Genomic DNA, 14,126 nt, shown 5'->3' on the forward strand with positions numbered 1-14,126 from the left:
CCTGCCGGCGGACGGGGGCGGATCCCGCCCCACGCGTGCTCAACCCCCGAACGCGGGGGCGGTCACCTCAGCCCGTCCATCCGGGTGACGGGACCGGGACCGGGGCCGGATCCGTTTCGGGGCGACCGCTCGTCGAGGAAGAGGCGGCGCACGACCCGTTCCGCCGCGTGCCCGTCGTCGTACGGGCAGAAGCGCGCCCGGAACGCCTCGCGCAGCCCGGCGCTCGCGTCCGAGTCCCAGCCGCCGTCCCGGAAAAGCCCGATCAGCTCGTCGTCGCAGGTGGAGACCGCGCCCGGGGTGTCGCCGGGGCGCCCCGAGAGCAGGTCGAAGTACGTACCCCGGGTGGCCTGGTAGGCCTCCCAGTCCGGGGCGTGCACGACGATCGGGCGGTCGAGGCAGGCGTAGTCGAAGAGCAGCGACGAATAGTCGGTGATCAGCGCGTCCGAGGCGAGGCAGAGGTCCTCGACACGGGGGTGCCCGGTAACGTCCACGACCCGGGGGCGGGTCTTGGCGAGCCCCGCCGAGGTCCCGTGGAAGTAGTGCGCCCGCACCAGCAGGACGTACTCGTCACCGGTCTCCCGCAGGAACCTCTCCAGGTCGAGCGAGGGCGAAAAGCGGCTGGCCCCTTCGTCCCGGTGGGTCGGGGCGTAGAGGAGCGCGCGACTCCCGGGCGCGATGCCGAGCGAGGCGCGAATGGCGGCTACGTCGTCCGGAGTTGAGGTGAAATACCGGTCATTGCGCGGCTGGCCGAGATGCAGATGCTCGTACGCGGCGGGGTAGACCCGTTCCCAGACCTCGGCCGCGTGGGGGTTGGCGGCGAGGCTGAAGTCCCACTGGCCGACGTGCGCGAGGATCTTCCCGAAGTCCATGCCACGGGCGGAGGCGGGATAGCGGCGCTGGTCGAGCCCCATGGACTTGAGCGGGGTCCCGTGATGGGTCTGGAGATAGATCTGCCCGTCCCGCTTGCTGAACCCACCGGGAAAGCTGGAGTTGTTGACGAGGTACGTGGCCGTCGCCATGACCCGCCAGTACGCCCGCGACCCCGCGACGACATGCTCCACCCCGCCCGGCACCCGCCCGACGTGCCGCCTGCCCACCACCCACACATGCCGCAGCCGAGGCACGAGCTCCAGCGCCTTGGCGTGGATGGCGGCGGGATTACAGGCAACGCCCCGATTCCAGTACGCCCCGTGGACGACGAGGTCCGGATCGAGGGGCCGGTGCAGATCGACACGGTAGAGGAGCCGGAGGATGCGGGCACGGGCAAACTTCTTACCGCGCACGGCCAACTCCCGGACCATGCCTCCACGCCCCTTCCCGCCGCCGCTGTGGGCCGACGTGCCGCTCCCCCTGCCGCCGGAGCCCGGCGCGCCTCTCCCCCGCCGCCGCTGTGGGCAATCGTGCCGCTGGGGCGGCACGATTGGGCACAGCGGCACCCCGTCCCCGGGCACCCCTGCACCCCGCCCCGCACCCGGCATGGCAGCCGAGCGTAACCACCGGCCACCACCCCCAGCACGCACCATCACCCGATCGGGGCATGATCGGTAACCAGTACAGGACACTCGGGTTGACCGGGCGTGAACCCACCGCAGCCCGTTCCCCCGGAAGTGCCGGTACCGCAGGTGCCAAAGCCCCAGGCACCACCACCGCCCGCGCCGAGGCTGAGCGTGGTCGTCCCCGTCCACAACGTCGCCCCCTATCTGGAGGAGTGCCTCACCTCCCTGGCCGCGCAGACCATGACGGCCCTCGACGTGGTCCTCGTCGACGACGGCTCGACCGACGACAGCCCCGGCATCGCAAGGGAGTTCACCCGCCGGGACGCCCGCTTCCGTTACGTACGGCAGCCCAACGCCGGGCTCAGCGCCGCCCGCAACACGGGCGTCGCGCACACCGCCCCCGGCACCGAGTACCTCGCCTTCGCCGACAGCGACGACGTCCTGGCGCCCCACGCCTACGCCCGGCTCACCGCCTCCCTCGACGCCTCCGGCTCCGACTTCGCCTCCGGCAACGTGTGGCGCCTGGACCCGGGCGGGCGGCGCCAGGCCTGGCAGTACCGCTGGCTCACCGCCGACCGGATCGGCACCCACATCACCCGCGACCCCCGCCTCCGTACCGACCGCGTCGCCTGGAACAAGGTCTTCCGCCGCTCGTTCTGGGACCGCCACGGATTCACCTATCCGGTGGGCCGGCTGTACGAGGACACCCCGGTGGTGATCCCGGCGCACTATCTCGCCGACTCCGTGGACGTCCTCCACGAGCACGTCTACTACTGGCGGGTGCGCGAGGGCTCGATCACCCGTCTGCGCACCGATGTCCGGGGCGTACGGGACCGGATCGCCGCGTGCGAGGACGTCAGCGGGTTCCTGGCCGGGGCCAGGCCGGATCAGCGGCGGCACTACGACACCTCCTGTCTGCGGGACGACTTCGTCTACTTCCTGGAGGGCCTGCCGATGGGCGGGCCCGCCTACCGGGCGGCCTTCATGACCGGCGCCCGGGCGTTCCTGGAGCGCGCGGGCACGGATGTCACCCGGGATCTGCCGCCCGACCTGCGGGTCAAGTGGCAGCTGGTGCGGGAGGACCGGCTCGCGGAGCTGGTAGAGGTGCTGGCCTTCGAGCAGGCCAACGGGGTGGGTACGTACTCGGTGCGGGGCGGCCGCGTCTCGTACCCGGGCGTCGGAGCGCTGACGGGCCGCGCCGCCCGGGTGCGACGCGGTGAACTGCCGGTGGTGGCCCGGCTGTCGGCGGTGGAGCGGCAGCCGGACGGAACCCTGCGCCTGACCGGCTTCGCGTACGTACGCAACGCCGGTCCGGGCAGGCTGGTGCTCGCGCTGGCCCAGGAGCACGGCACCCGCCGGCTGCGCCGCTTCCCGACCCGCACCATCAGCCTGCCACTCGCCACTGACAACGCCGCCCAGGAGCTCCACGACTACGACCGCTCGGGCTTCGAGACCACGCTCGACCCGGCCCGTCTCGGCGACGGCGAGTGGACGGTGGGCGTGGTGCTCGCCGGAACCGGGGCCGGTGGCGGCACGATCCGACGGGCCGCCATCCGCCCCCTGGGCCGCTCCGAGGACCAGCCCAGGGTGTACGAAGTGGCCGACGGGAAGCGCCTGGTGGCCGCGTACCGGGAGGGCCGGCTGGTGCTGTCGGTGCGGCGGTACGGGGCGCGGGTGGAGGCCCACCGGGTGGTCGAGGAACCCCAGAACGAAACTCACGGGGCCGAGGCGCACCGGCTCGCGGACGCGGGCGGAGACGCGGGCATGGGCGGGGACGCGGGCGCAGGCGTGGGCGGGGGCATGGACGCAGGCGTGGGCATGGGCGGGGGCATGGGCATGGGCGGGGACGCGGGCGGGGACGCAGGCACATTCACCAGCACCGGCACGGATGGGCGCGCGGGCACGAGCACGAGCACGGACGAGCGCACCGGCACCACCACGGCCCCAGCCCCAGCCCCACCCCCAGCCACCATCGAGCTCCTAGGCCGTCTCCACGGCCCCGCCCCCCACCCCACCCACTTCTCCCTGCACCACCCGCCCTCCGGCACGGAGTTCAGCTTCCCCGTGCGGGAGCGGCGGGACCGTGCCGGGTTCGCCGTGCGGGTGCCCCTCGCCGGGCTCACCGGCGTACCGCCCGCGCCCCACATCGCGCCCCGGGGCGTGGAACCCCCGGACGCAGACCGCTGGGAGGCCCGTTTCCGGTATCCCGACGGCAGCCTGGGCGCGGTCCCGGCCGCGCTGGACCTGGCGCCCGGGCGCGCCCTCGGCCGGCTGTGCCTGCGCGCGGACGCGGCCGGGAACCTGGCGGTCGAGCTCACCCGGCGGCCGCTCGTCGACACGGTCGCCTGGGCCGCCGACGGCAGTCTGACCGTGGCGGGAACATGGGGCGCGGACGACGTCCGGGGCGCCGCCGCCCGCCTGGTGCTGCGCCACACCGTCCTGCGCGAGGAGGTCGCCGTACCGGTCACCCGGGACGGCGTGCGCTTCCGGGCGACCGTGCCTCCGGAGGCGACGGCGTCACTGGTGGAGGGCCGCTGGTCCACACTTCTGGGTGACGTTCCGGTACGCCTGCTGACGTCGGCCGGTGCCGCGCTCCCCCGCCCTCACACCCTCGCCGGACGCGGGTTCACCGCGGCCCGCCGCCACGGCGACCGGCTGGAGCTCATCGCCGGGTCCCCCCTCGCCGAGGCCGAGCGCGGGGCGTACCGGCAGCGCGGGCTGCGCACGACGTACTACCCGGACCGGCGCCGCCACAGCCCGCTGGGCGACACCGTCCTGTTCACGGGCGGCGACTCCCCGCGCGCGGTGCTGGCCGAACTGGCCGGCCGGGACAGCGGATTGACCCCGCTGTGGGTCACCGGCGACCGGCTGCGCGCGGCCCCGCCCGGCGCCGCGCCCGTCGAGCCGTACAGCCGCCGCTGGTACGAGGCGCTGGCCACCGCCCGGCACATCGTCACCGACGACCATCTGCCCGAGTGGTTCGAGCGACGGCCGGGGCAGACCGTCGTGCAGACCTGGCACGGCACCCCGCTCGGCCGGATCGGCACCGACCTGACCGGCACCCCGCACGCCGACCACCGCCGTATCGAGGCGCTGCCGCGCCTGGCCCGCCAGTGGTCGCTGCTCGTGTCGCCCAGCCGGTGGGCCACGCCGGTGCTGCGCCGGGCCCTCGCGTACGACGGCGAGGTCCTGGAGGCGGGCAACCCGGCCAACGACCCGCTCCTCGCGCCCGGCCGGGAGCGCGTCCGCGCCCGGGTGCGCGCCGCCCTCGGCGCGGACGCCGACGCGCGCGTGGTGCTCTACGCGCCCACCTACCGCGCCCACCTCCCCCTCGGCCCCGGCCACCCCGCCACCCACCGCTTCGACCCGGCCGGGCTCGACCTCGTCGAGCTGGAGCGCAAGCTCGGGGAGGACCACCTCGTCCTGGTGCGACGCCACGCGCGCGTAGCGGGAGTCGCGCCCGGCGGCCGTGACGTCTCGGCGCACCCCACGACATCCGGGCTGCTGCTGGCCGCCGACGTCCTGGTCACCGACTACTCCGGGCTGATCTGCGGCTTCGCCCACACCGGCCGCCCGATGCTCTTCCACACCTACGACCTCGCCCATTACCGCGACACCGCGCGCGGCTTCTACGCCGACTTCGAGGCGCTGGCACCAGGTCCGCTGCTCGCGGACACCGGCGCCGTGGCGGAGGCGCTGCGGGACCCGGAGACGGTCGCCCCGGCCCACGCGGACGCGTACGCCGCCTTCCGCACCGCGTTCTGCGACCTGGACGACGGGCGGGCGGCGGGCCGGGTCGTCGACCGGCTGACGACGGGCTGCTGATCGGGTGATCGACGCGGGATGCCGGGACAGATGCGGACCCCCACGGAACCGATGACCTGTGCGCACCTTTCCTCCCACCGGCCCCGCCCGGCTTCCGGCACCCCGCCGCGCGGCCGTCCGCCCCGCCGACGCGCCGCCCCCGGGTCCCGCCTGGCGCGTCACGCCGTACTTCGTGCTCGGCGGGGTGTTCTGGCTGGTGATATCGGCGGCGGCCTGGCGGGTGCCGATGTGCTGCGACCTGGGCACGCACGCCGCCGTGGTGGAGCGGCTGAAGGCCGATCTGCTCAACCCCGCCCACCCGATGGCCGACCTGCCGGGCGCGGGCAGCCCGTACTACTCGCCGTACTCGGTGGTCCAGGGCGTGTTCGCGCAGCTCACCGATCTGCCCGGCCGCGTGGTGGTGCGGCTCTTCGGGCCGGTCAACCTGCTGGTGCTCATCACCGGACTCGGCCGCTTCACCCGGCTGTTCTCCACGCGCGCGTGGGCGCCGGTGTTCGCGCTGGGCTTCTCGGCGGTGCTGTGGGGCACCGCGGTGACATGGTGGAGCGGGTTCCTCGGCCTGCTGTCGATGACCGGCAACCTGTCCTACCCGAGCACGTTCGCCATCGGACTCACCTTTCATGTCTGGGCCCTGACGGGCCGTATGACGGAACGTTCTTCCAGCACCCCTCGGCGGCGTGCGGCCCCACTGGAGTACGCCGCGCTCGGCGTACTGACCGGCGTGGTCGTCCTCGTCCACCCGATCACCGCGATCGCCGCGGTGCTCGGCACGGCCGGGCTCGCCCTCGCACGGAAGGGGGCGTGGAGCCGCGCGACGGCCGCCCGCTGTGCGCTGGCGGGGGCGGGCGCGCTGGCGGTGACGGTGACCTGGCCGTACTGCGACATCTTCACACTCGTCGGCGACACCGGCATCGATTCCATGCACAGGGCCCTGTATGAAGATCTGACCGGCCGTTACTGGCTGGCGGCCCTGCTCGGCGCGCCCGCCCTGCTGCTGCGCCTGCGCCGCGACCGGCGCGATCCGCTGGCGCTGATGACGCTGCTGTTCTGGCTGGTCGTCCTGTACGGCTGGGTCAGCGGCCACTACACGTACGGCCGGCTGCTCGCGGTCGCCCCGGTCCCCGCGCAGGTCGCGCTCGCCGTCGAGCTGGCCCGGCCGCGCCCCTGGTCCACGGCCCGCCGCGCGCTGGCCCCGCTCGCGGCGGCCGGGGCGTGCCTGGGGTTCATCTCGGCCCAGGCCGGGGCGGTGACGCCGAGTCTGGGGGTGCGGGGCGTCGAGCGCCCGCCGCACTGGGACACGTACGGCTGGGCCGCCCAGCACCTCCGGCCCGGCGAGACGGTCCTCGCGGACGACTACTACGTAGTCCGTTCACTGCCCGGGTACGGACCCTTCCTGGTCGCCCCGGTCTGGCCCGACCCGGCGCTCGCGGAGCCCGAACGGCTGCACCGCAAGGCGGCGGTGAAGCGGTATCTGTCCCCGTCGACGCCCCGCCACGCGCGCGCGGCCATCGCCCGCCGCTACGGCGTCCACTGGCTGCTGCTCACACCCGAGGAACGCCTCCCCGAGGAGGCCGTGGTGGTCGCGTTCGGCCCGCACAGCGGCGAGGTGCTGGCGAGGGTCGAGTACGGGAAGGGGTGAGGGGCGGGGGTCCAGGGGCGCGCGCACCTTACGTACGTAGTACGTAGTGGACGCCCGGCCCCGTCGCCGTATCAGCCCGACACCGCCTCAGCCCGTCGCCTTCAGTGCCGCCACAGCCGACGTGGCCAGATCGTCCAGGTACCCCTTCGGCAGGTCGCCCCGGACCACCACGAGCCGCCAGTACAGCGGGCCGACGATCAGGTCGAGGGCCCGGTCCGGGTCGGCGCCCTCGGGGAGTTCGCCGCGCTCCACGGCCTCGCGCACGACGACCGCCGCGACGCCCTTCTGGCCGTCGAGCAGCGCCTTCTTGATGGCGTCGGCGATCTCCGGGTGGCGGACGGACTCGACGAGCAGGTCCGGGATCACCTGCGAGGCGACCGGGTGGCGCAGGGCGAGCGACGCCACCGCGAGCAGCGCGCGGATGTCCCCGTACAGCGAGCCCGTGTGGGGCACCGGAAGGCCCTGCGCGGCGAAGGCGGACACCAGGTCGAGGACCAGGCTCAGCTTGGACTTCCAGCGGCGGTAGACGGCCGTCTTGCCCACTCCGGCGCGGCGCGCGATGCCCTCGATCGACATCCGGGCGAACCCGACCGACGCCAGCTCCTCGAACACGGCCTTGCGGATGGCCTCGGTCACGTCGGAGCGCAGCACGGCGGCACCGGCCGGGGTGCGGCGCTGGGGTTCGGCCGGGGCCGGGGCGTCCGAGTTGGTCATGTCTTGAGCATAGCGATACGACGAGACGGTTGCGTTGCGACGTCATCACGTCCTACTCTCGCCGTTACGACGATACGGACTCGTCCCGTCGTAACCCCGGGTTCACCGCCCGGCCACTCCCCGGCCTTGAGACACCGCGTCCCCGCGAAGAGCACCCGACCGCGAAGCCACGTCGAAAGCGATCGTTGTGAGCCAGACCGCAGCACCGCCGGCCCCGCCGGTCCCCGCGCAGGCCACCCGGCCCGTCGACCCCGACCAGGGCCTGGGCGCCGCCGAACTGGCCGCCAAGTACGGCCTGACGGTCAGCGGAGCCCGTCCGAACCTGAAGGAGTACGTCCACCAGCTCTGGGAGCGCCGCCACTTCATCTCGGCGTTCGCCACCGCCAAGCTCACCGCGCAGTACAGCGAGGCGAAGCTGGGCCAGATCTGGCAGCTGATGACCCCGCTGCTCAACGCGACGGTCTACTACTTCATCTTCGGCATCCTGATGGGCACCAAGCAGGGCGTCCCGGACTACATCCCGTTCCTGGTCACCGGCGTCTTCATCTGGACCTTCACCGCCAACTCGATCATGTCGGGCACGCGCGCGATCACCGGCAACATGGGCCTGGTGCGCGCCCTGCACTTCCCGCGCGCGTCGCTGCCCGTCGCGCTCGCGCTCCAGCAGCTCCAGCAGCTGCTCTTCTCCATCGCCGCGCTCGCGATGATCCTGGTCGCCGTCGGCGTCTACCCGGCGCTGTCCTGGCTGATCGCCGTCCCGGCGCTGATCCTGCAGGCCATGTTCAACACCGGCCTCTCGCTCGCGATGGCCCGGGTCGCCAGCAGGACCCCGGACGTCTCGCAGCTGATGCCGTTCGTCCTGCGCACCTGGATGTACGTATCGGGCGTCATGTGGAGCCTGCCGCAGCTGATGACCCGCAGTTCGCTGCCGCACGGTCTGGTGAAGGTCCTCCAGTACAACCCGGCCGCCGTCTACATCGACCTGATGCGCTTCGCGCTGATCCACAGCTTCAAGGCGAAGCAGCTCCCGCCGCACGTGTGGGCCGTCGCGGGCGGCTGGGCGGTCCTCGCCCTCGTCGCCGGGTTCATCTACTTCTGGAAGGCAGAGGAGAAGTACGGCCGTGGCTGACAGCACTCCCGCCGTGACCGGCGCCCCCACCGCGCTCGGCGCTCCCACCGTGATCGCCGAAGACGTGCACGTCGTCTACAAGGTCAACGGCGGCTCCACCAAGGGCAGGGGCAGCGCGACCTCCGCGCTCAGCCGGATCGCCTCCCGCAGGGCCACCCCCGGCATCCGCGAGGTGCACGCCGTCAAGGGCGTCAGCTTCGTCGCCCGCAAGGGTGAGGCGATCGGTCTGATCGGCTCCAACGGCTCGGGCAAGTCGACCCTCCTGAAGGCCGTCGCGGGGCTGCTCCCGACCGCCGAGGGCAGGATCTTCACCCAGGGGCAGCCCTCCCTGCTCGGCGTCAACGCGGCGCTGATGAACGACCTCACCGGCGAGCGCAACGTCACCCTCGGCGGACTCGCCATGGGCATGTCCCGCGAGGAGGTCCGGGACCGCTACGACGACATCGTCGAGTTCTCCGGGATCAACGAGAAGGGCGACTTCATCTCGCTCCCGATGCGTACGTACTCCTCCGGCATGGGCGCCCGGCTGCGGTTCTCCATCGCCGCCGCCAAGTCCCACGACGTGCTCCTGATCGACGAGGCGCTCTCCACCGGCGACGCCCGCTTCCAGCGCCGCAGCCAGGAGCGGATCGAGGAGCTGCGCGCCGAGGCGGGCACGGTCTTCCTGGTCAGCCACAGCAACGGCACCATCAGGCAGACCTGCGACCGGGCCATCTGGCTGGAGTCGGGTGTCCTGCGGATGGACGGCCCGGCCGAGGAAGTCGTCGCCGCGTACGAGGAGTACACCAAGAAGAAATAGGGTCAACCTCCTACAACTAGTAGGAATAAATATCCTAAACCAGTCTAAACTTCTGGTCGATGACGACCCAGCAGCTGCGCATCCCCGCCCCGTCCGCCGCCCCCGACCCGGGCGCCTCCGGCCGCCGCACCCGGTACGCCGCCGTCGCCGCCACCTGGCTCGCCACGCGCGCGTTGATGCTGTTCCTCCTCGTCGACGACTCGATCGGCGTCGGCGGAGTGACCGGCGAGGTGTACGTCCTGTACCGCCAGTGGCACGAGCAGCTGACCGCCGGTCACTTCCCGTACGGCGACCCCACCTGGCAGTACCCGCCGGGTGCGGGCGCGGTGATCCTCGCCCCCTCGCTGCTGCCGTTCCTGACCTTCTTCCAGGCGTTCGTCGCGCTGACCCTGGCCGCCGACGCGCTGATCGCCTTCGCGCTGGTACGGGCCGGGGCCCGGGCGGGCGGCAGCGCGGCGGGGTCCTGGCTGTGGGTGGGCGGCCTGCCGCTGCTGCTCCACCTCCCGTACGGCCGCTACGACGTCCTGGTCACCGCCCCGGCCGTGGCCGCCCTGCTCTGCGTCCGGCGCAGACCGCGGCTCGGCGGGGCGCTCGCGGGCCTCGGCGCCCTCGTCAAGGTCTGGCCGGCCCTGGTCCTGATCGGCACCCAGCGCGGTCGCACCACGCGTGCGTCGTGGACGGCGGCGCTCGGCGCGGCCGCCGCCCTGCTCGCCGTCCTCGCCCTCGGCTTCAGCCACACCCTCGACTTCCTGCGCCAGCAGGGAAGCCGGGGCGTCCAGATCGAGTCCCTCGGCGGCACCGCCCTCCAGCTCGCGCACCTCCTCGCGCACTGGCCCGGCCGGGTCGTCTACCGGTACGGGGCGATGGAGTTCACCGGCCCGTACGTGTCGAGCGTGGCCGCCCTCGCGCTCGCCCTGACCGCGGCCGCGTTCTGCTGGCTGCTGCTGTGGCGGGTCAGGGCGCGCCGGTGGACGGCGGCCACCCCGGCGGACGCTGCGCTCTGCGCGGTCCTGCTGTTCACCGTGACCAGCCGGGTGATCAGCCCGCAGTACCTGATCTGGCTGCTCGGCCTCGCCGCCGTGTGCCTGACCTCCCGGCAGACCAGCCAGCGGCCCGTCGCACTCCTGACGCTGCCCGCCGCGGTCCTCAGCGCCCTCGCCTTCCCGACCCTGTACGACCAGGTCATGGCCGGGACCGCGGTCGCCACCACGCTGATGGTGCTGCGCAACGGACTGCTGCTCGGCGCCGCGCTGCTGTCCTGCCGGCGACTGTGGACGGCGACGGCCGCGGGGCCCGTTGTCAGTGGTCCGCGATAGTCTCGTTCCTCATCGGCAGGAGGGCCTCGGCAGCACTGCAAGAGGCCCTGGGGGAAGGGGGGATCGAGGTGTCCGACACGCGTTTTCCGCCGCTGCGCGCGGACGACCCGCGCCAGATCTCCGGCTATGTCCTGGAAGCCCGCATCGGCGAGGGCGGCATGGGCACGGTCTACCTCTCCCGCACCCGCGGCAGCCAGCCGGTGGCACTCAAACTGATCCGCAGGGAGTACGCGGAGAACGAGGAGTTCCGCCGCCGCTTCGCGCGCGAGGTCGAGGCCGCCCAGCGGGTGTACGGGGCCCATGTCGCCCCCGTCCTGGACCACTCGGCGCAGGGCCCCCGCCCCTGGCTCGCCACCCGCCACATCCCGGGCGTCCCGCTGGACGACGCCCTGGAGGCGCACGGACCGCTGCCGCCCGGGGCCGTGCTGCACCTGCTCGCCTGCGCGGCCCGCGCGCTGGACTCGGTGCACCACGCCGGGGTGATCCACCGCGATGTGAAGCCCGGCAATCTGCTGCTCGCCGCCGACGGCCCCTGGCTGCTCGACTTCGGCATAGCCAAGGCCGCCGGGGCGGTCCGGCTCACCACCACCGGAAAGCTGGTGGGCACCCCGAAGTACATGTCGCCCGAGCACGCCCTCGGACGTGAACTCACCCCGGCCGCCGACGTCTTCGCGCTCGGGCTGCTCGCCGGTCTCGCCGCCACCGGGCAGCATCCGTACGGGCGGGGCAACGCCCTGGCGGTCGCCACGCGCATCGCGGGCACCGACCGCGAACCACCCGACCTCACGCCGTACCCCGAACCGCTGCGCGAGGTGCTCCGGCTCTGTCTGGCCGCCCGGCCCGAAGATCGGCCCGCCGCCGCCGAGTTGGCCACGCTGTGCCGCCGGCTGTCCGGCCGCGGCCCGCTCGACTTCGCGGACTGGCTGCCCGCGCCGCATCTGGCCGCGATCGCCGCGAAGGAGGCGGCGGTTCGGCTGCGGATGGCGCTGCCGGACGCCCCCACGGTCGCGGCGATGCCCCCGACGGCGCCGCTGACGGTGCGCGACGCCGACGCGGCCGAGTTCATCCGGCGGGTGCGCGGGACCAGGCGTTCCGGAGCTGAGTAGTAGCGGCGGCTGCTGCCCGCGTAGGCTCTGCGCCCGCAGCAGTTGACGGCACGTCGGGTGCCATGACCGGGGGAGGAACCATCAGCAGATCCGGCGACACACTCAGTCCACTCGGGCCCGAGGACCCGCGCGAGACCGCCGGCTACCAGCTCCTCGCCCGTATCGGCGAGGGCGGTATGGGCACGGTCTACCTCTCGCACACCCGTGGCGGACAGCCGGTCGCGCTCAAGGTGATTCGCCGGGAGTACGGCCAGGACGCCGACTTCCGGCGCCGCTTCGAGCAGGAGGTGCAGGCCGCCCGCCGGGTGCAGGGCTACCACATCGTGCCCGTGGTGGACCACGACACCAGCGGCGCCCAGCCCTGGCTCGCCACGCAGTATGTGCCGGGTCTCTCGCTGCACGACGCACTGGCCTCGTTCGGCCCGCTGCCGCTGCCCGCCGTCTTCCAGCTCATCGGCTGCGCGGCCCAGGCGCTGACCGCCGTCCACGCCGCCGGGGTGATCCACCGCGATCTGAAGCCCAGCAACGTACTGCTCGGCTCCGGCGGCCCGTACGTGATCGACTTCGGCATCGCGCGCGCGGCCGACGCCACCCAGCTCACCGCGAGCGGCGGCATGATCGGCACGCCGCAGTACATGTCGCCCGAGCACGCGCTGGGCGAGCAGCTCACGCCCGCCACCGATGTGTTCTCGCTCGGTCTGATCGCCGCGGTAGCGGCCACCGGCCGCCACCCGTACGGCGACGGCGGCGCCATCACCGTGGCCGCGCAGATCGCCAACTCCGCGCACCGGCCGCCGGACCTGAGCGGCTACCCGGCGGAGCTGCGCCCGCTCCTTGAGTGCACGCTGACCGCCGACCCGGCGCGGCGCATCACCCCGGCCGACCTCGCCCCGCTCTGCGAGCAGGCGTCGGGGCGCGCCCTGCGGGACTTCGCCGGCTGGCTGCCGGAGGCGGTGTCGGCGGAGATCGCCCGCAGCGAGCAGACGGCCGCGACGCCGCCCAAGCCCGCCCCGTCCCAGCCCCCGCTGCCGCCCACCGCGGCCCCGGCGATGCCCCCGGCCCCGCCGCACACCGCTCCGCAGGTCCCCCAGGCCCCGCCGACGACGCCCCCGGCCACCCAGGCACCGCCCGCCCCGCAGACGGGTCCCCAGACGGGCCCGGTTCCCGGGTACGGCACGGGGTACGGCGCCCCGTACGACACGGGGTACGGCGCAGGCTACGGCACGGCCCCGCAGCCCGCCGTCCACCCCCACGCCCAGGCCCACCCCCAGGCCCATGCCCACGCCCAGGCGCCTGCCCCCGCGCCTTCTCAGGGCGCGCCGCAGAAGAAGCCGAAGCGCCGGGTCCGTACCGTCCTCATGGCGGCCGCCCTGGTCGTGGCCGTCGGTGCAGGCGCGGCCGCGGCGGTCTGGATCACCAAGGGCAAGAAGGACGACGGCGACGACCAGGCCAAGGGCGGCACGACGCAGTCGCCCGCCGCCAAGAACCCGCCGAAGCAGTCCCCGGCGGCGGACTCCACGCCCTCGGACGGTGCGAGCGACGACAGTTCGGCGCCGCCCGCCAACGTGACGTACACGGTGGTCTTCCAGGACAAGCCGATCACCCTGCGCACGCCGGAGTCGCTCTCCACCACGCAGATCGACTTCGACACCCCGGCGGTGGACCCGACCGGAAAGCTCGCCTACGACAACACCGAGTTCGAGGCGCGTGACGACCGGCTGGACTTCAAGCAGGCGCTCGGCAAGGCGAACGGCACCACGCCGGAGCTGTGCCGCGAGGGCGCGCTGCAGAACCCGCTGCCCAAATCCGCCTCGGCCCAGGCGCTCAACGACGACCACCTGATCAAGGCGGGCGACACCATGTGCTCGGTCACCACCAAGGGCAATCTGGCCATGTGGAAGATCACCAAGGTGACGCCGTCCACGGACAACAACATCCCGGCATTCGAGGGCACGGTCACGCTCTGGAAGGCGACGCGCTAAAGGAAAGACGGGGGGGGGGGGGCCTTCTTTGGGTGGCTCCCCTCTTTTTGTGGGGGGGGGGGGGTTTTTTTTTTGGTCTCCTCCTCCTTGTTTTTCCCACCCCCCCCAGCATCCCCCCCC

General features: G+C 73.4%; 9 protein-coding genes. 7 read left to right on the plus strand and 2 right to left on the minus strand.

Going from position 1 to position 14,126, the window contains the following annotated elements:
• Positions 1 to 62 precede the first annotated feature (62 nt).
• Positions 63 to 1,301: a CDP-glycerol glycerophosphotransferase family protein gene (locus ACZ499_RS10060; RefSeq protein ID WP_468673545.1), complete on the minus strand. Its 1,239-nt coding sequence runs from the start codon at positions 1,299 to 1,301 to the stop codon at positions 63 to 65.
• Between the two features lie 321 nt (positions 1,302 to 1,622).
• On the opposite strand from ACZ499_RS10060, the gene ACZ499_RS10065 reads away from it, so the two are divergent.
• A complete protein-coding gene (locus tag ACZ499_RS10065) occupies positions 1,623 to 5,321 on the plus strand; it encodes a bifunctional glycosyltransferase/CDP-glycerol:glycerophosphate glycerophosphotransferase (RefSeq protein ID WP_468673546.1) in 3,699 nt (1,232 codons plus the stop codon).
• Positions 5,322 to 5,379: 58 nt separating this feature from the next.
• On the plus strand, positions 5,380 to 6,960 hold the full coding sequence (locus ACZ499_RS10070) for a hypothetical protein (protein ID WP_468673547.1): 1,581 nt from the start codon (positions 5,380 to 5,382) through the stop codon (positions 6,958 to 6,960).
• A gap of 87 nt (positions 6,961 to 7,047) precedes the next feature.
• Here the strand turns inward: ACZ499_RS10070 and ACZ499_RS10075 are convergent, their stop codons facing one another.
• A complete protein-coding gene (locus ACZ499_RS10075; RefSeq protein WP_385538796.1) occupies positions 7,048 to 7,674 on the minus strand; it encodes a TetR/AcrR family transcriptional regulator in 627 nt (208 codons plus the stop codon).
• Positions 7,675 to 7,861: 187 nt separating this feature from the next.
• Here ACZ499_RS10075 and ACZ499_RS10080 point away from each other — a divergent pair, with 187 nt between their 5' ends.
• The 5 genes from ACZ499_RS10080 to ACZ499_RS10100 all read left to right on the plus strand — a co-directional run bounded on the left by ACZ499_RS10080 (position 7,862) and on the right by ACZ499_RS10100 (position 14,006).
• Complete coding sequence (locus ACZ499_RS10080) at positions 7,862 to 8,803, plus strand: ABC transporter permease (RefSeq protein WP_468673548.1); 942 nt, start codon at positions 7,862 to 7,864, stop codon at positions 8,801 to 8,803.
• Positions 8,796 to 9,602 (plus strand): ABC transporter ATP-binding protein, encoded by an 807-nt coding sequence (locus tag ACZ499_RS10085; protein WP_468673549.1) that lies wholly within the window; start codon positions 8,796 to 8,798, stop codon positions 9,600 to 9,602. The genes ACZ499_RS10080 and ACZ499_RS10085 overlap by 8 nt, the downstream gene beginning before the upstream one ends.
• A gap of 59 nt (positions 9,603 to 9,661) precedes the next feature.
• Entirely contained in the window at positions 9,662 to 10,918 is a 1,257-nt protein-coding gene (locus ACZ499_RS10090; RefSeq protein ID WP_468673550.1) for a glycosyltransferase 87 family protein, read from the plus strand.
• Positions 10,919 to 10,986: 68 nt separating this feature from the next.
• Positions 10,987 to 12,024 carry a serine/threonine-protein kinase gene (locus ACZ499_RS10095; protein ID WP_468673551.1) on the plus strand — a complete coding sequence of 346 codons (1,038 nt, stop codon included), beginning with the start codon at positions 10,987 to 10,989 and terminating at the stop codon, positions 12,022 to 12,024.
• 62 nt (positions 12,025 to 12,086) lie between these two features.
• Complete coding sequence (locus ACZ499_RS10100; protein ID WP_468673552.1) at positions 12,087 to 14,006, plus strand: serine/threonine-protein kinase; 1,920 nt, start codon at positions 12,087 to 12,089, stop codon at positions 14,004 to 14,006.
• The last annotated feature ends 120 nt before the right edge of the window (positions 14,007 to 14,126 follow it).

The sequence above is a fragment of the Streptomyces sp. NPDC031265 genome, assembly GCF_055570295.1.